The organism is Columbia Basin potato purple top phytoplasma, from assembly GCF_028595955.1.
Taxonomy (GTDB): Bacteria; Bacillota_I; Bacilli_A; order Acholeplasmatales; family Acholeplasmataceae; genus Phytoplasma.
Genome location: NZ_JANHJP010000003.1, coordinates 1 through 16,106, shown reverse-complemented (window position 1 = coordinate 16,106; position 16,106 = coordinate 1). Strand labels below are relative to the sequence as shown.

Annotated in this window: 23 protein-coding genes; 22 read left to right on the top strand and 1 reads right to left on the bottom strand. The window is 22.7% G+C overall.

Translation table 11 applies throughout. The features are described 5' to 3' along the window. Nucleotides 1–12: 12 nt before the first annotated feature. From rplF to metG, 21 genes are all read left to right on the top strand, one after another. Nucleotides 13–555, top strand: coding sequence for a 50S ribosomal protein L6 (gene rplF / locus M8044_RS00860; RefSeq protein ID WP_273585188.1), 543 nt, complete (start codon nt 13–15; stop codon nt 553–555). A gap of 21 nt (nt 556–576) precedes the next feature. Beyond that, nucleotides 577–930: a 50S ribosomal protein L18 gene (rplR, locus tag M8044_RS00855; RefSeq protein ID WP_273585187.1), complete on the top strand. Its 354-nt coding sequence runs from the start codon at nt 577–579 to the stop codon at nt 928–930. After that, a complete protein-coding gene (gene rpsE / locus M8044_RS00850; RefSeq protein WP_425306204.1) occupies nt 930–1,466 on the top strand; it encodes a 30S ribosomal protein S5 in 537 nt (178 codons plus the stop codon). The genes rplR and rpsE overlap by 1 nt, the downstream gene beginning before the upstream one ends. Next, the gene (gene rpmD, locus M8044_RS00845; protein ID WP_425306202.1) at nt 1,463–1,660 is read left to right on the top strand and encodes a 50S ribosomal protein L30; all 198 of its coding nucleotides are present in this window, start codon (nt 1,463–1,465) and stop codon (nt 1,658–1,660) included. The genes rpsE and rpmD overlap by 4 nt, the downstream gene beginning before the upstream one ends. Before the next feature lie 5 nt (nt 1,661–1,665). Continuing rightward, complete coding sequence (gene rplO / locus M8044_RS00840) at nt 1,666–2,097, top strand: 50S ribosomal protein L15 (protein ID WP_273585186.1); 432 nt, start codon at nt 1,666–1,668, stop codon at nt 2,095–2,097. Nucleotides 2,098–2,115: 18 nt separating this feature from the next. Next, the gene (secY, locus tag M8044_RS00835; protein WP_273585185.1) at nt 2,116–3,378 is read left to right on the top strand and encodes a preprotein translocase subunit SecY; all 1,263 of its coding nucleotides are present in this window, start codon (nt 2,116–2,118) and stop codon (nt 3,376–3,378) included. A 47-nt stretch (nt 3,379–3,425) separates the two neighbouring features. Next, the gene (map, locus tag M8044_RS00830; RefSeq protein ID WP_273585184.1) at nt 3,426–4,169 is read left to right on the top strand and encodes a type I methionyl aminopeptidase; all 744 of its coding nucleotides are present in this window, start codon (nt 3,426–3,428) and stop codon (nt 4,167–4,169) included. A 36-nt stretch (nt 4,170–4,205) separates the two neighbouring features. Beyond that, nucleotides 4,206–4,421: a translation initiation factor IF-1 gene (locus M8044_RS00825; protein ID WP_273585183.1), complete on the top strand. Its 216-nt coding sequence runs from the start codon at nt 4,206–4,208 to the stop codon at nt 4,419–4,421. Further along, nucleotides 4,418–4,534, top strand: a complete 117-nt coding sequence (gene rpmJ / locus M8044_RS00820) for a 50S ribosomal protein L36 (RefSeq protein ID WP_273585182.1) — start codon at nt 4,418–4,420, stop codon at nt 4,532–4,534. The genes M8044_RS00825 and rpmJ overlap by 4 nt, the downstream gene beginning before the upstream one ends. 23 nt (nt 4,535–4,557) lie before the next feature. Further along, the gene (rpsM, locus tag M8044_RS00815; RefSeq protein ID WP_273585181.1) at nt 4,558–4,953 is read left to right on the top strand and encodes a 30S ribosomal protein S13; all 396 of its coding nucleotides are present in this window, start codon (nt 4,558–4,560) and stop codon (nt 4,951–4,953) included. A 2-nt stretch (nt 4,954–4,955) separates the two neighbouring features. Further along, complete coding sequence (rpsK, locus tag M8044_RS00810) at nt 4,956–5,369, top strand: 30S ribosomal protein S11 (RefSeq protein ID WP_273585180.1); 414 nt, start codon at nt 4,956–4,958, stop codon at nt 5,367–5,369. A 29-nt stretch (nt 5,370–5,398) separates the two neighbouring features. Beyond that, the gene (locus M8044_RS00805; RefSeq protein ID WP_273585179.1) at nt 5,399–6,352 is read left to right on the top strand and encodes a DNA-directed RNA polymerase subunit alpha; all 954 of its coding nucleotides are present in this window, start codon (nt 5,399–5,401) and stop codon (nt 6,350–6,352) included. A 214-nt stretch (nt 6,353–6,566) separates the two neighbouring features. Further along, a complete protein-coding gene (rplQ, locus tag M8044_RS00800) occupies nt 6,567–6,923 on the top strand; it encodes a 50S ribosomal protein L17 (protein WP_273585178.1) in 357 nt (118 codons plus the stop codon). Between the two features lie 106 nt (nt 6,924–7,029). After that, on the top strand, nt 7,030–7,851 hold the full coding sequence (locus M8044_RS00795; protein ID WP_273585177.1) for an ATP-binding cassette domain-containing protein: 822 nt from the start codon (nt 7,030–7,032) through the stop codon (nt 7,849–7,851). Continuing rightward, entirely contained in the window at nt 7,827–8,666 is an 840-nt protein-coding gene (locus tag M8044_RS00790; RefSeq protein WP_273585176.1) for an ATP-binding cassette domain-containing protein, read from the top strand. Before M8044_RS00795 ends, M8044_RS00790 begins: the two co-directional genes overlap by 25 nt. A 19-nt stretch (nt 8,667–8,685) precedes the next feature. Beyond that, a complete protein-coding gene (locus tag M8044_RS00785) occupies nt 8,686–9,699 on the top strand; it encodes an energy-coupling factor transporter transmembrane component T (RefSeq protein ID WP_273585175.1) in 1,014 nt (337 codons plus the stop codon). Nucleotides 9,700–9,752: 53 nt separating this feature from the next. Then, the gene (gene truA, locus M8044_RS00780; RefSeq protein ID WP_273585174.1) at nt 9,753–10,487 is read left to right on the top strand and encodes a tRNA pseudouridine(38-40) synthase TruA; all 735 of its coding nucleotides are present in this window, start codon (nt 9,753–9,755) and stop codon (nt 10,485–10,487) included. A gap of 15 nt (nt 10,488–10,502) precedes the next feature. Further along, nucleotides 10,503–11,126, top strand: a complete 624-nt coding sequence (tmk, locus tag M8044_RS00775) for a dTMP kinase (protein ID WP_273585173.1) — start codon at nt 10,503–10,505, stop codon at nt 11,124–11,126. Next, nucleotides 11,116–12,054 (top strand): hypothetical protein, encoded by a 939-nt coding sequence (locus M8044_RS00770; RefSeq protein WP_273585172.1) that lies wholly within the window; start codon nt 11,116–11,118, stop codon nt 12,052–12,054. Before tmk ends, M8044_RS00770 begins: the two co-directional genes overlap by 11 nt. Before the next feature lie 10 nt (nt 12,055–12,064). Next, complete coding sequence (gene rsmI, locus M8044_RS00765) at nt 12,065–12,913, top strand: 16S rRNA (cytidine(1402)-2'-O)-methyltransferase (RefSeq protein ID WP_273585171.1); 849 nt, start codon at nt 12,065–12,067, stop codon at nt 12,911–12,913. 20 nt (nt 12,914–12,933) lie between these two features. Continuing rightward, nucleotides 12,934–14,493: a methionine--tRNA ligase gene (metG, locus tag M8044_RS00760; RefSeq protein ID WP_273585170.1), complete on the top strand. Its 1,560-nt coding sequence runs from the start codon at nt 12,934–12,936 to the stop codon at nt 14,491–14,493. A gap of 65 nt (nt 14,494–14,558) precedes the next feature. On the opposite strand, the gene truB is transcribed toward metG, so the two are convergent. Continuing rightward, the gene (gene truB / locus M8044_RS00755; RefSeq protein ID WP_273585245.1) at nt 14,559–15,410 is read right to left on the bottom strand and encodes a tRNA pseudouridine(55) synthase TruB; all 852 of its coding nucleotides are present in this window, start codon (nt 15,408–15,410) and stop codon (nt 14,559–14,561) included. Nucleotides 15,411–15,847: 437 nt separating this feature from the next. Between truB and M8044_RS00750 the strand changes: the two genes are divergently transcribed. Next, nucleotides 15,848–16,106 (top strand): hypothetical protein (locus tag M8044_RS00750; RefSeq protein WP_273585169.1); only part of this gene is annotated, 259 nt, incomplete at its 3' end.

The window sequence follows — 16,106 nt, the reverse complement described above, 5'->3', positions numbered from 1 at the left end:
AAGGAGATTATAATGTCGAGAGTGGGCAAAAAACCTATTTTTATTCCTGAAGGAATAAAGGTGGAACTTAAAGAACAAAATTTAATATATATTACATCTTCTAAACATCATTTAAAATATCAAATCAATCCTCTTTTAAATATTGATATTCAAGATAAATTGATTAAAGTTTCAAGACCTAATGATCATTTTTTTACGAAAAAAATTCATGGGACAACTAGAGCTTTATTATTTAATATGATTTCAGGTTTAACTAATGTTTTTGTAAAAAAAATTGAAATCGTTGGTCTAGATTATTCTGCTAAAAAAGAAGGCTCTAATTTAATTTTTAATTTAGGTTTTTCTCATGTTGTTACTTTACCTATTCCTTCTGGTATAGAAATAGAAGTTATAAAAAATAAAGAAATTATTGTTAAAGGTATAGATAAACAATTTGTAGGAGAAATAGCAGGCAAAATATTAAAATTACGTAAACCAGAACCTTATAAAGGTAAAGGTATGCGTTTATTTGGCGCATATGTTCATCGTAAAGCAGGAAAAAGTGCTAAAAAATAAGAAAGGACATTTATTTATATAATGATAAATAAAGAATCATCAAAAAAATTGCGCCAAAAACGTCATTTACGTTTAAGAAAAAAAATAATAGGTACACCGGATAAACCTCGTTTAAATGTTTTTTGTTCGAATAAATATTTTTATGTTCAGATAATCGATGATCAAAATAAAGTTACTTTATGTAGTGTTCATAGCAAAGAATTAAAAGCTAACGTGGTTAATACAAAAGTAGCATTAGATGTTGGTAGGGTTATTGCTCAAAAAGCTTTAAAGCAAGGAATCAATAAAGTTGTTTTTGATCGTAATGGACGTTTATATCATGGACGCATAAAAGCTTTAGCAAATATCGCAAGAGAGGAAGGATTAATATTTTGATAAGCGCGAATATCCAAAGAGATAAATTTAATCCTAGAAAAGTAAATAATATTTTTCAAGAGAAAGTAATTCTTATTAATAGAATTACTAAAGTTGTAAAAGGTGGTCGCCGTTTACGTTTTTCTGCTTTAGTTGTTGTTGGAGATAAAAAAGGTAAAGTTGGATTCGCAAGTGCTAAAGCTCAAGAAATTTTAGATGCTATTAAAAAAGCTTTAGAAAAAGCTAAGAAAAATTTAATCCAAATTTCTTTTTCTGGCACTACTATTCCTCATGAAGTTGTTGGTAAGTTTGGAGCATCTAAAACTTTATTAAAACCTGCTGCTAAAGGAACAGGAATTATTGCTGGCGGAGCAGCTAGGACTGTTTTTGAATTATTAGGAGTTAACGATATTTTAGCTAAATCTTTAGGATCAAGAACTCCTATCAATGTTTTAAGAGCTATAATGAATGGATTACAAAGTTTAAGAACTGCAAAGGATATTGAAAAAATTCGTGGTATTAATTTAATTTCCAGATTTAAAGGTAAAAATAAATGATGAAATTAGAAATTACATTAAAAAAAAGTTTAATTGGCAGAACACCTAATCAAGTTAAAAATGCTAATATTTTAGGTTTAAAAAAAATTAATCAAAAAGTTATAAAAGAAGATATTCAAGTTGTTAGGGGAATTCTTAAAAAAATTAATCATTTAGTTTTGATTAAAGAAATTTGTAGCAAAGAGAGCGATTAAAAAAAATGTTACATTTGATAAAACCAGTTAAAGGTGCTAGAAAAACAATTAAACGTTTAGGACGTGGTCCTGGAAGCGGAAATGGCAAAACTTCAGGCAAAGGTCATAAAGGTCAATTAGCTCGTTCTGGTGGCGGCACTAGATTAGGATTTGAGGGTGGCCAAACACCTTTTGCTCAAAGAATTCCAAAAAGAGGGTTTCATAATTTTAATCAAGTTAAATATCATATAGTTAATTTGAAAGATTTAGAAATATTTGAAAATGGCACTTTAGTAACAAAAGAATTATTATTGAAAAAGAAAATAATTAAAAACGATAAATTACCTGTTAAGATTTTATCTAAAGGCGAATTTACTAAAAAAATAATTGTTCAAGATTGTAAAATGTCTCAGAAGGCAAAAGATATTATTGATAAAAATGATAATAGTAATACATAGAAATAATAAGGTAATTTTATGATGTTGAAATTGATTAGTTTTTTAGAAGATAGAAAAAAAATAATTAAAAAATGTTTTTTTACTTTGTTTCTTGTTTTTATTTATGTTATTGGTACTAAAATTTTTATCCCTTTATTAGGTGAAGATTTTTATTCGGTTTTATCATTAAAAAAAAAATCTAGCGAAAATGATTTTTTGTTTTCAAATAATTCTTGTTCTCTTTTAGCATTAGGTGTTATCCCTTATGTTACTGCTTCTATAATAATTCAATTTGCTCAAAAAGTTTTTCCTTTCTTTCAAGAATGGCAAAAACAAGGAGATAAAGGTAAGTATAAAATTAATATAGTAACTAGAGTTTTAACAATTTTAATTGCTATAGCTCAAAGTTTTTTAATGTTACAACAAAATCCGATTTATTTGGCTAAATTATTAACGATAAAATACGAAGATTGGATTGTATTTCATTTTATTGTTATTTTCTTTTCAGTAGTTGGCGTTTTTATTTCTATTTGGTTAGCTGATTTAATAACTTCTAAAGGAGTAGGCAACGGGATTTCTCTTTTAATAGTTATAGGGATAATTGATAAATTATTTAATACTTTTAAGTATTTATTAGATTACAATAATCCGTTTTTGTATCAACGTTTGTTAGTATTATTTTCTTTTTTTATTTTATTAATATTAACTATTTATTTATCTTTAGCTTATTTAAAACTTCCTATTAATTATGCTGTTGACCAACATAATGATAAAATAGATAATCATATTCCTTTTAAATTAAATACATCTGGTGTTTTACCAATTATTATTGCTGATACTTTTTTAAATATAACTAATTATATAAAAATATTTTTTCCTAAATCCATTAATTTTATTAATTTTTTTATTGACTCACGTTCTTATTTAGGAATATATTTTTTTGTTTATCTTTTATTAGTTATGTTGTTTTCTTTCTTTTCATCTTTTATGACCATTAATCCTACGGAAATTTCAGAACATTTATCGAAACAAAACGCTTATTTAAAAGATGTTCGACCAGGCTTACCTACTGTTAAAAAATTAACTTATGAAATATTTAAATTAACTTGTATTGGGAGTTTTTTTCTAACTTTTTTAGCTGCTGCTCCTGATGTAATTAGTTTTTGTTTTAATAATGAAATATCTCGAAATATTAAATTTGGCGGAACTAGTCTTTTAATTGTTGTTGGCGTTGCTATAGAAACTATACAAAATATTAAAAAAGAAAAGAATGTAAAAAATACTTATAGTAAAATTTTTTAAATTTACAAAAAGTGAATCATATATAAATTAGAGGTTATTTATTTTTTATGTTATCAATTAAATCCTCTCATGAAATTACTATAATGAGAAAAGCAGGCCAAATTTTATCCTGCATAAGAACAGAATTATTAAATTTTTTAAAAATAGGTGTTTCTACTTTTGAATTAGATATGATCGCTTTCGAATTAATGAAAAAAAATGGAGTTGTTTCTGCTTTTAAAGATTATCAAGGTTTTGGTGGTCATATTTGTATTTCTGTTAATGAAGCTGTAGTTCATGGATTACCTTCTAAAAAAAAAATTTTAAAAAACGGAGATATAGTAACTATTGATTTAGGTATTAAATATAAAGGTTATTTTGTCGATTCGGCTTATACTTATATTTTAGGAACAGTTCCTATGAAAGTAAAAAGATTTATCGAAAATACTGAAAAAGCTTTATATTTAGGAATAAATCAGATAAAACCTGGAAACAAAATTTCAGATATTTCTTATGCTATTGCTGAAATAGGCCGTATTCATAATTATGGTATAATAGAAGTTTTTTCAGGTCATGGTATAGGTACTAGACTTCACGAAGAACCTTATATTTTTAATTTTAAATTTGTAGATAAAGATTATATTTTAGTACCAGGAATGACTTTCTGTGTTGAACCTATGTTTACTTTAGGAAGCAAAGAAGTTAAAATATTAAAAGATGGTTGGACCGCTATTACTTCAGATTTAAGCTTAAGTGCTCATTTTGAACATACTATCTTAGTAACTGATGAAGGATATGACATTTTAACATAAATAAAAAAAAATTAATTAAGGAAAGTATTAAAATAAATGGTTAATGATAATAAAGTTTCCGATGCTATAGTTATTGCTGCATTACCTAATGCAACTTTTAAATTAAAACTTCCTGATGATAGAGTTATTATTGCATATATTTCTGGTAAAATAAGAACTCGTAGAATAAATATATTAGTAGGTGATAAAGTGCAAGTAGATTATAAAGGTCGTATTATTTATCGTTTAAAAAAGGAGAGTACTCATCAATGAAGGTTAGAGCTTCTGTTAAAAAAATTAGTCCTGATGATATTATTGTACGTCGTAAAAAAAGGGTTTATGTTATAAATAAAAAAAAACGTCGTCATAATCAAAGGCAAGGTTAAAAGTAAAGGAGTTGTTTGGAAGAATGGCCAAAATGTTAAAAACATTTCCTAGTAATAAAAGAATACTTATTGTTTTAAAAAATAATTTTTATGGCATTGGGCTTTCTACTGCCAAAAAAATATTGAATAAATTAAACATTGAGGAAAATGTTAGAATTGGTGAATTGAATGAAAATCAATTATCTATTATTAGAAATGAATGTAATAAATTGAATATAGAAGGTAATCTTAGAAGAGAGATCGCTTTAAATATTAAAAGATTAAAAGAAATAAGATGCGACAGAGGCATTCATCATTGGAGAGGTTTACCTGTTAGAGGTCAAAAAACTCGAAATAATGCTAAAACAGCTAAAAAAAGCCGTAAAAAAGTTGTTGCAGGAGATAAAAAATTCAATAAAGGGGCAGGTAGAACAGTTTAATTATGTCTCAAAAAAATATTTCAAATGTTAAGAAAAAAAGAAGAACTAAATTAAAAAAAAATAAAATAAATGTTCCTGTAGGAATAGCTCATATTCAAGCTACTTTTAATAATACTATTATAACTATTACAGATTTAGAAGGTAATACTGTTTCTTGGTGTAGCGGTGGCTTAGTAGGTTATAAAAATAGTAAAAAATCTACTTCATATGTTGCTCAACAAGTGGCTAAAAAAGTTTCTTCTTTAGCAAAAGAAAAAGGAATGAAACAGATTGAAGTTTTTGTAAAAGGTCCTGGAGTAGGAAGAGAAACTTCTATTCGTTCTTTACAAGAATCTGGTTTAGAAATTACTGCTATTAGAGATGTTACACCTATACCACATAATGGTTGTAGACCGCCTAAACGTCCTCGTGGATAATAACTAATTTATAAAAAAGGATTATTATAATGAAAAAATTAAAATTTATAAAACCTAATTTTCTAATTCAACAAGAAGAACCAGATTTATCTTTCGGGAAGTTTGTTATTCAACCTTTAGAAAGAGGTTTAGGAATTACAATAGGTAATTCTTTAAGAAGAGTTTTATTATCTTCTTTGCCGGGGGCTGCTATTGTAAATGTTAAAATTGAAGGTGTAGATCACGAATTTAGTGTTATACCAGGTATTTATGAAGATGTTATGTCTATTATTTTAAATTTAAAAAAAGTTGTTATTAGAGTGAATTCAGAAGAAGAAGATTTTGAAGAGAAATTAAAAATAGATGTTGTTGGCGAAAAAGTAGTAACAGCTGCTGATTTTCAACCTATTGCAGGCGTTGAAATTTTTAATAAAGATCAAATAATAGCCACTTTATCTAAAGATATTCCTTTTAAAATAGAAGTTACTATTAAAAAAGGTATTGGTTATGTATCTGCTGATGATAATAAGAGTTATATTAAAAATCAATTCGGAGTTATTGCAATTGATTCTTTATATAGTCCAGTTGCAAAAGTAGCTTATAATGTAGAACAAAAAATAAATAATAAAGAAGAATTAATTATAGAAATTGAAACAAATAAATCTATTTCTCCTAAAGAAGCTTTATCTACGGCATCTAAAATTTTGATTGATCATTTTAATATTTTAACTGATTTGAATCCACAGATTCGCAATAAAAATTTTATTTATGAACCTAAGATAGAAAGTTATAATCATGCTTTAAATTTAAAAATCGATCAATTAGAGATATCAGTAAGATTATTTAATAGTTTGAAAAAATCAGGTATTAACACAGTTCAAGAATTAGTTAAACAAAACGAAAGAGATATTTGTAAATTAAATAGTTTAGGTAAAAAATCTTTTGAAGAATTAAAACAAAAAATGAAAGAATTAGATTTACATTTTAAAGATAGTAATAATTAGATTTTTCTATTTTTTAAATATCATATATGATGATATTTTTTTATTAATAAAAAAATTTTGAATTTATTTATGTAAATTTATTTAAATAAATTTTTAATTTTATTTTTAGAATTCTTTATTTATAATAAAAAAATTATAGCTTTTTTATAAATAAAGAATTAAACAAAAACATTTACAATAATTAAAAAAAGGTGTAAATATATATAGTGATATTATGGCTTATAGTAAATTAAGATGTGATTCATCTCATAGAAAATCTTTATTAAAAAATTTAGTTGCTAGTTTAATTATAAATGAACGTATATTTACTACTGAATCTAGGGCTAAAGAAGTCAGAAAAGTAATTGATAAATTAATTACCTTAAGTAAAAAAAATACTTTAAATTCTAAAAGATTAGCTTCAACTTTTTTATTTAATAAAAAAATTGATTCAAATACAACGGTTTTAAAAAAATTATTCCAAGATATATCTCCTAAATATAAAGATAGAATAAGTGGTTATACAAGAATTATTAAAAGTGAATGCCGTAGAGGCGATTCAGCTCCGATGGCTTTTATTTTATTTGTTTAATGTTTGAATAATATTTTTTTATTATATTTATAAATATTTTGTTATATATTAATTAATAAAAATATTAAAAATTAAACAAAAAATGGTTAAATAGGAAATTATTAAAATGATAATTGTTAAAAATTTAAATTTTAATTATAAAGATAAAAAAATTTTAAACAATTTGAATTTTGAAATTACTAAAGGAACATGGGTTTCCTTAATCGGAGATAATGGTTCAGGAAAAACTACTTTAGCTAAACTTTTAATCGGCTTATTAAGTCCTAATAAAGGTCAAATTTTTATTAATAATGAGGAATTGACAGAAGATAATTTATTAGAAGTACGTTCTTCGATGGGTATTGTTTTTCAAAATCCTGATTATCAATTTGTAGGTTTTGATGTTGAAAATGATATTGCTTTTGGTTTAGAAAATAAATTGTTGCCTCGAGAACAAATTCGTAAAAAAATTGATGAATATTCTAGTATGTTGAATATTCGGCATTTATTACATAAAAAACCTCAAGAATTATCTGGAGGACAAAAACAAAAAGTAGCAATAACTTCTGTTTTAGCTATGGAACCAGATATTATTATTTTTGATGAACCTACATCTTTTTTAGATCCTCAAAGTTCCAAAGAAATCTATGATATTATTCAAAATATTCATAAACAAAAAAATAAAATTTTGATCACTATAACTCATGATTTGTCTTTTGCTTTTCGAAGTGATGCAATTATGGCATTAGATAAATATTATTTATGGAAATATGATAAAATTTCAAATTTATTAAAAGATTTTTCTTTTTTAAAAAAATATTTTAATTATTTACCTTTAGGAATGAAGATTTATTATGAATTACAAAAAGATAAAGATTTATCTAAAATAAATCCAAAAAAATTACAAGAATTAAAGGATTGTTTATGGCAATACAATTCAAAAATGTAACTTTTTATTATAATAAAAAAGAAAAACCAGCTTTAGACGATATTAATTTAAATATAGAATCTAAAGATGATTTTATAGCTATAATAGGTAAAATAGGTTCAGGAAAATCTACTTTAGTTCAATTAATGAATGGTTTGTTATTGCCTTCTAAAGGATATTTAGATATTTTCGGAGAAAAAATAGATAAAAAAGTATTACCACAAAATTTAATTTCTTTGAAAAAAAAAATAGGATTGGTTTTTCAATTTCCGGAAAATCAGATTTTCGAAAACACTATTTTAAAAGATGTTATGTTTGGGCCTAAAAATTTTAATAAAAATGATGCAGAAGCAAAAGAGCAAGCTATAAAAGCTTTAAAACAAGTAGGAATAACTGAAGATTTATTTGAAAATTCTCCTTTTAAATTATCCGGAGGACAACAAAGAAAAGTTGCAATTGCTGGTGTTTTAGCTTTAGAACCATCTATTTTAATTTTAGATGAACCTACTAGAGGATTGGATGTTTATAGTAAAAAAGATATTATGAATGTTTTAAAAAAAACAAATCAAGATAAACGCAATACTATTATTTTTATCACTCATGATATGGATTTAATAGCTGAATATGCTAATAAAATTATTTTATTAGATGAAGGTAAAATTATTTTTTTCGGCCCTAAAGAAGATTTTTTTCAAAATTATAATTTATCACAATTCAGTTTATCTGAACCGCAAACTTTTAAACTTTTAAAATTTTTAAATCATGAATTAGGTATTCCTTTTGAATATAAATTTTCTTATGAAGATTTATTAAAATATCTTAAACAAAATTTATAATAAAGGTTGTAATTTTTTTATGGAAATGATTAATAAAAAAAATGATAAATATGAATCTACTTTAGAAAGAAAATCTTTTATATATAAAATTAATCCTTCTATAAAAATTATTTTATTTATTTTTATTTTTAAAATTATTTTTAGTTTAAATTTAGATTTAAATTCTGAATTAACATCTTTTAAAATATTGTTTTATATTTGTTATTTTATATTTTTTCTTTTTATTTTTTATTTATTATTGAATATTGTTCCTAATTTTTTTAGAATATTAATAAGGCAAATTTTGAGTTTCAAATTTTTTGTTTTTTTAAGTTTTTTTCTTAATTTGTCTAGTAATCCTAAAACAGAAAATTTTTTTTCTTTTTCTATTTTTCCTAATAATTTGGCTTTATTTTTATTTCTTATTTTATTTCTATATTTAATATCGTTTTTTCTTTTTACAAATAGAGTTTATAAAAATATTTATTTTATTTTTATGTTTGTATTTTTTTGTTTATTACCTTCTTTTTTACATAAAGATCAAGAATTTTTTTTGAAATTATATTATAATAAAAAAATTCTTTTAAATATTTTTTTTATTTTTATTCGTATTTGTTTATTTTTTATGGTTAATTTTTTAATTAGCAAAACAACTTCTTTCGTCGAAATAAAAGATGGTTTAGAATTTCTTTTAAAACCTTTCAAAATAATTAAATTTCCTGTTGAAATGTTTTCTCTTATGATGTCTTTAATTTTTTTGTCTATGCCTTTTTTGATAGAAGAAAGTCAAAAAATTATAAAAGCTCAGTTATCTAGAGGCCTTAATTTTTATACTAAAAATATTTTAAAAAAAATTTTATATTTAGTTTCAATATTAATTCCTATTCTTATTTTATCTTTTAAAAAATCCTTTGCTTTAGCTAACGCAATGGAAACTAGAGGATATGTTTTGGGCAAACCTAAAACTAAATTTAATGTTTATAAAATAAAAAGATATGATATTTTTATATTTTTTTTATTTTTGTCTTTTTTTATATTTAGTTTTTATGCTTAAAAAAATATTATTTTTGAATTTATGAGAAAATAATAATAAAGAGGTTTTTTTATTTGGCAAAATTTATTTATAAATTAATTTTGAGTTATGATGGGACTAATTATCATGGTTATCAAAAACAAGTTAATGCGATAACAATTCAATCAGTTCTAGAATATTTTTTATTTAAAATTACTAAACAAAAAATTTTAACTATAGCAGCTAGTCGTACTGATAAAGGGGTTCATGCTGAAGGACAAATTCTTCATTTTAATACTGATTTTTGGATTGAACCTGATTCTTTAAAAAAAGCTTTAAACAAAGTAATGCCCAACGATATTAAAGTGTTAAATATTGAACTTCCAAAGTCTCTTTTTCATGCTCGTTATGATGCAAAATCTAAAATTTATAAATATGTTTTTTCTAAAAAAAAATTAAATCCTTTTAATTGTCGTTTTCAAGTATATATTGAAAATATTGATTTTGCTCTTATTGTTGAAGCTCTTTCTTTATTAGAAGGTGAAAAAGATTTTGCTTTATTCACTAGTAATAAAGATTCTAAAAAAAACACAGTTAAAATAATTTATAAAGTTTCTTATGAAGAAAATGAAAATAATTTTATTTTATTTTTTCATGGAAAAGGCTTTTTGAAGCAAATGATTCTTTTTTTAGTAGGTTTTTTGATTTTGATAGGTCAAAGAAAAAAAAATTTAAAAGATTTATTGAATATGTTTAAAATTCAAAATAATAAAAAATTCTCTTTTGTAGCTCCGGCTAAAGGTCTTTGTTTAACAAAAATTTTTTATTAAAAAAGGAAAATGATAATGTTTATTTCTTTTGAAGGTTGCGAAGGTACAGGAAAAACAACTTTATCTCGTTTTTTATTTAAAAAAATGAGCGAAAAATATTCAGTTCTTTTGACTAAAGAACCAGGTGGATGTTTGTTTAATATTGAAATTAGAAAAATTTTAATGAAATATTATAAAAGAATTGATTTTTATACAGAAGCTTTATTATATGCAGCCGATAGAACAGAACATTTAAGACAAGTTATTATTCCTGCGTTAAAAGAAAATAAAATTGTTATTTGTGATCGTTATCTTGATTCATCTATGGCTTATCAAGGGTATGCTAGAAAATTAGGTATAGATTTTATTAAACAAATTAATTTGTTAGCTATGCAATATTTACCTAAAATAACTCTTTATTTAGATTTAAATCCGATAGTCGGACTTCAAAGATTAAAAACTAAAAGACAAAATAAAATAGAATATTTTGATTTGCAACCTGATAATTTTCATGAAGAAGTTAGAAAAGGTTATTTAGAACTTTGTAATCAATATCCTGATAGAATTTATAAAATAGATGCTACTCTTCCTTTGGATAAAATTCAAGAAATTATTGAGCAGAAAATTGATCAAATTATTGAAAAAAAATATGAAAAATAAAAACAATTTATTACAGAAATTTAAAATTATCATTCAAAATCAAAAATTAACTCATCTTTATTTAATAGAGAGTAATAATGATGAAGATAAAACAACTTTTATGTTTGAATTGGTATATGATTTTTTAAAAAACCAAAATTCTGCTGGTTTTTTAAACAAAGCACTTATACAAACTTTTTCTTATCCTAATTTTTATTATTTAGATTCTAATGGCATAAATATAACAAAAGAACAAATTTTAGAAATGCAATTATATTTTAGTAAAACTTCTTTGGTACAAGAAAGAAAAGTTTATGTGATAGATGGCATAGAAAATATATCTTATAAAACATCTAATAGTTTGCTTTATTTTTTAGAAAATCCTATTAATGAAAATACTTTAGGTATTTTATTTACAAAGGATCATCATCTTGTCCTTTCTACTATTTTATCTCGGGCTCAGTTTTTTTCTTTAGATGATGAATATAATTATGATTTAGTTGCAAAAAAATATTTAAATGAATTAGATAAAACTTTGATTTCAGTTTTACAAAAAAATCGTAAAATAGAAATAGATAATTATTTTCATGATTTACAAGAGTTTTTTTTATTTTTTTTAAACAATTTACCTGAAAAAACAGTAGTTTCTAAATTATATTTTCATAGTCGTTTTTTAATTCGAAATAAATATTTTGTGAATGATTTTTTATGTCTTTTGGTAAGTTTTTTTTCAGATTTATGTTATAAAAAAAATCATTTTTTTTATATTTGGTCTAATTTTTTATTAGATCATTTGTTTTATAATAAATTATCTATGCAATTAACTTTAGATATTTTAAATTTTTTAATTAAAATAGAGCAAGATCAAAATATTTTGGAACATCGTTTTTGTTTTATAGGTTTATTAATTAAAATAGAGAAAAAATTAGAATCTTATAAGAAAGTTTAATTTTAAATATATGGTGATTATTCAAAAAACTTTTGTTGAAAAGAAAAATCTTTTATATTTGGTAGCAACACCTATAGGAAATATGTCAGATTTGAGTTTTAGAGCTTTGGAAATTTTAAAAACAGTTGATTATATTTTGTCCGAAGATACTAGAATAGCTTCTAAAATATTAAATTTTTATAATTTTAAAAATAGATTGATTTCTTTGCATAAATATAATGAAAAAGAAAGACTTCAAAAAGTTTTATTTTTGTTAAAAAAACAAAAAAATTTAGCTTTGATTAGTAATGCTGGTACTCCTTTGATAAGTGATCCAGGTTTATTTTTGGTCCAAGAAGTAAAAAAAGCTTGTTTTAATGTAACTATTGTGCCCGGTCCATCTGCTTTTTTATCTGCTTTTGTTCTTTCTTCTTTTGAGACTCCTTTTCTTTTTTTAGGTTTTTTACCTAAAAAAAAAGAAATGAAAAAAAAACTTTTATTAAAATATCGTTTTTTTGAAGGTTCTTTGATTTTATATGAATCATCTAAAAGAATAAAAGATACTTTAACCTTGATTCATGATTGTTATGGTAATAGAAATATTTCTCTTTCTAGAGAATTAACTAAAAAATTCGAAACTATTATTAACGGTTCTTTATGCGAAATTTTAAAAGAAGAATTATGTTTAAAAGGTGAATATGTTTTAGTGATAGAAACTAATAAACAAAATCATTTATATGAAGATTTAACTTTAGAAGAGCATGTTTCTTTTTTCTTAGAACAAGGTTATAGCGAAAAAGAATCTTTAATTCAAGTCTCTAAAGCACGTAAAATATCTAAAAAAATAATTTATAATAAAATTAAAGTTCAAAAAAATTAAAAAGGGTTGCGTAAAGTTGAATGAATGCATTATCTAAGAAAAAAAATTTTTATATTGCTACTTCTATTGTTTATGCTTCTGATATTCCTCACATTGGTAATATTTATGAAATGATTTTAGCTGATGTAGTAGCAAGGTTTAAAAAATTAGAAGGTTATAATGTTTATTTTCAAACAGGTTCAGATGAACACGGACAAAAAATAGAAAAAAAAGCATTACAAAAAAATTTAAAGACACAAGATTATGTTGATCAAATTTCTGATCAAATTAAAGCCATTTATAAAAAAATGAATATTGAATATGATTTTTTTATTAAAACAAGTGATCCATTACATAAAAAAAGAGTTCAAAATATTATTCAAAAACTTTTAAAAAAAGGTGATATTTATTTAGGTGTATATGAAGGTTGGTATTCTGTTAATGAAGAAAGTTATATTTCAGAAAAAGATTTAATTGATGGAAAAACAGTTAACGGAGAAATACCTATTTGGATCAAAGAAGAAGTTTATTTTTTTAAATTATCTAAATATCAAGATCAATTATTGAAATATTTAAATAATGATCCTCATTTAATTTTACCTTCGAATATTAAAAAAGAAATTTTAAATCTTTTAAAATCACCTCTTACTGATTTATCTATTTCTAGAACTTCTTTTAAATGGGGTATTGATTTAACTTTTGATCCAAAACATGTACTTTATGTTTGGATAGACGCTTTAAGTAATTATATTACAGGTTTGAATTATCCTTTTTTTAATAATGACACAAGTGATAAATTTAAAGAATTTTGGCCTTGTGGTCTTCATGTTATAGGCAAAGATATTATTAGATTTCATTTGATTTATTATCCTATTTTATTAATGGCTTTAGATTTACCTTTGCCGAAAAAATTTTTAATTCACCCTTGGATTTTATTCAATGATAAAAAAATGTCTAAGTCTTTAAATAATGTTTTATATGCAGACGATTTATTAAAAATTTTTTCTGTAGATGCTATTCGCTATTTTGTTTTACATGAAATCCCTTATAATTCTGATGGCGTTTTAACTTATGATCTTTTATTTCAAAGATATAATACTGATTTAGTTAATACTATAGGAAATTTATTAAGCCGTACTTTAGGTATGATAGTTAAATATAAAAACGGAAAATTAAGAAAAAATTTAAATCCCGTTAAAGAATTCGAAGTTATTGATTTATCTAAAGAAGCTTCACAAACTTTGTTATCTGTCCGCCGTTTTATGGAATCATATAAAATAGGTGATTCTTTAGAATGTATATTAAAATTATCTCGTTTATGCAATAAATATATTGATTTGACACAACCATGGAATTTAAACAAAGATAAAGATAATTTAGATAAATTAGATTTTGTTTTATATAATTTAGTAGAAACAATACGTTTTATAGGCGTTTTATTACAACCTTTTTTACCAGAAACATCTAATAATATTTTAAAACAAATTAAATCTGAATCAAATAATTTTGAAAGTTTACAAAATTTTGGCATTACTCAAGATAAAGAAATCAAATTAGAAACAAAATTATTTCAACGTTTAAATCCAGAAGAATTTATTTAATTTTTAATTGATTTATAAAAAATATTTTTTTATTTTTATTTTATTTTTGTGTGAAGCAAAAAATTTTAAAAAAAATATTTAGGATAATATTTATTTTTTTCTTTGGGGATATAATAAGCGATCCAATTTTTATTTTGATTTAAAACAATAAAAGGTTTTTGAGTTATAATTTGTCTTTCATCTAATATAATACCATTTTTAACTAATTTAATTAAGTAATCATTTAAAATAATTTTTTGTTCTTTTCTAAAGAGTATTTTAATGTCTATTAAATGTTTGATGTCGATTGAATCAATGTTATGAGCATCTTTAAGATTATAAGGGCCTACTTTAATTCTATTTAAAGTTTTTAATGAACCATATACATTCATTTTAGACGCAATATCCCTGATTAAACTTCTTATATAAGTACCTTTCGATACTTTAGTTTCAAAATGGATTGAATCATTTACTAAAGCAGAAGTTATTTTTAAATTTTTAATGTTAACTTCTCTAGGCGGAATATCTATTTGAATATTTTTTCTTGCTAAATCATACATTTTATTTCCTTTGATTTTGATGGCCGAAAACATTGGTGGTGTTTGCAAATATTTTTTTTTATTAAAGAAAGCAAAACTTTTTTTTATTTGTTCTAAATATAAAATATTTTCTTTTTTATAAATTAATTTACCTGTTATATCTAAAGTATCAAAATGTTTATTAAAAATCATACTACCTTGATATGTTTTATCTAATTTTTCGAATAAAAAAGATAATTTAGTCGCTTTGTTTATTAAAATAATTAATAATCCTTCGGCTAATGGATCTAAAATTCCAGTATGACCGACTTTCATAAAATTAAATTTTTTTTTAATTTTATGAACTACATCATGGGATGTCATTCCTTTTTCTTTATTAATTAAAAAAAAACCTGTTATATCTGACATATTAAAATTATATCTTTCTGTTGGATTGATGAAATTATAAAAAGTTGTTTGTATAAATTATTATTTTATCTACCTTTTTTTATCTATCTTTTTTTAATATTTTACGTAATAAAAAAAATTAGAAATAACTAATTATAATTATAAACAATAAAAGTTTATTCGAATTTATTTAGCTATTAATTTTTATTGTTATAAAAAAAATATAATAAAAAAACAAGTAAAAATCTTATTAAACGGAATTGTTATAAGTGTTAAACTTGTTTTTTTATGTATAATTTTATAATTAGGTTGAAGCTCCATTCGATTTATACAATTTTAAGTTAAGTTTTAAGTCAAACTATTTTTTTATAGTTAATATAAAAAAATGGTTTGGCTTATTTTTTTATTTAAAGAAATTAGTTAAAACCAAAAAAGGAGATTTTAAAAAAATGAATAAATATTTAAATAGTTTAAAAGAAATAATTAATTTTTTAATCAAACAACCTTATTTTAAGATTTATTTATTATTCAATAATCAAAAAACCAATTATAACCTGGATAATCAAACTTTATATTTAAATTATTCGGATCTTTATGAAACAACAGTGCTTTTAAAAAACATTAAAAATCCACCTTTTAAAATTCAAATGAATTTAAACATGGATAAAAAATACACTTTTGATCTCCAAAAGAAAATTTTATATCTGA

What these genes read in the sequence shown, in the direction of transcription:
- rpsK (WP_273585180.1), top strand. Translation starts at nt 4,956, where the DNA reads ATGTCTCAAAAAAATATTTCAAATGTTAAGAAAAAAAGAAGAACTAAA.
- metG (WP_273585170.1), top strand. Translation starts at nt 12,934, where the DNA reads ATGAATGCATTATCTAAGAAAAAAAATTTTTATATTGCTACTTCTATT.
- rpsM (WP_273585181.1), top strand. Translation starts at nt 4,558, where the DNA reads ATGGCCAAAATGTTAAAAACATTTCCTAGTAATAAAAGAATACTTATT.
- M8044_RS00805 (WP_273585179.1), top strand. Translation starts at nt 5,399, where the DNA reads ATGAAAAAATTAAAATTTATAAAACCTAATTTTCTAATTCAACAAGAA.
- rplF (WP_273585188.1), top strand. Translation starts at nt 13, where the DNA reads ATGTCGAGAGTGGGCAAAAAACCTATTTTTATTCCTGAAGGAATAAAG.
- secY (WP_273585185.1), top strand. Translation starts at nt 2,116, where the DNA reads ATGATGTTGAAATTGATTAGTTTTTTAGAAGATAGAAAAAAAATAATT.
- rsmI (WP_273585171.1), top strand. Translation starts at nt 12,065, where the DNA reads ATGGTGATTATTCAAAAAACTTTTGTTGAAAAGAAAAATCTTTTATAT.
- M8044_RS00770 (WP_273585172.1), top strand. Translation starts at nt 11,116, where the DNA reads ATGAAAAATAAAAACAATTTATTACAGAAATTTAAAATTATCATTCAA.
- rpmJ (WP_273585182.1), top strand. Translation starts at nt 4,418, where the DNA reads ATGAAGGTTAGAGCTTCTGTTAAAAAAATTAGTCCTGATGATATTATT.
- M8044_RS00825 (WP_273585183.1), top strand. Translation starts at nt 4,206, where the DNA reads ATGGTTAATGATAATAAAGTTTCCGATGCTATAGTTATTGCTGCATTA.
- rplQ (WP_273585178.1), top strand. Translation starts at nt 6,567, where the DNA reads ATGGCTTATAGTAAATTAAGATGTGATTCATCTCATAGAAAATCTTTA.
- M8044_RS00785 (WP_273585175.1), top strand. Translation starts at nt 8,686, where the DNA reads ATGGAAATGATTAATAAAAAAAATGATAAATATGAATCTACTTTAGAA.
- M8044_RS00790 (WP_273585176.1), top strand. Translation starts at nt 7,827, where the DNA reads ATGGCAATACAATTCAAAAATGTAACTTTTTATTATAATAAAAAAGAA.
- rpmD (WP_425306202.1), top strand. Translation starts at nt 1,463, where the DNA reads ATGATGAAATTAGAAATTACATTAAAAAAAAGTTTAATTGGCAGAACA.
- tmk (WP_273585173.1), top strand. Translation starts at nt 10,503, where the DNA reads ATGTTTATTTCTTTTGAAGGTTGCGAAGGTACAGGAAAAACAACTTTA.
- M8044_RS00795 (WP_273585177.1), top strand. Translation starts at nt 7,030, where the DNA reads ATGATAATTGTTAAAAATTTAAATTTTAATTATAAAGATAAAAAAATT.
- map (WP_273585184.1), top strand. Translation starts at nt 3,426, where the DNA reads ATGTTATCAATTAAATCCTCTCATGAAATTACTATAATGAGAAAAGCA.
- rplR (WP_273585187.1), top strand. Translation starts at nt 577, where the DNA reads ATGATAAATAAAGAATCATCAAAAAAATTGCGCCAAAAACGTCATTTA.
- rplO (WP_273585186.1), top strand. Translation starts at nt 1,666, where the DNA reads ATGTTACATTTGATAAAACCAGTTAAAGGTGCTAGAAAAACAATTAAA.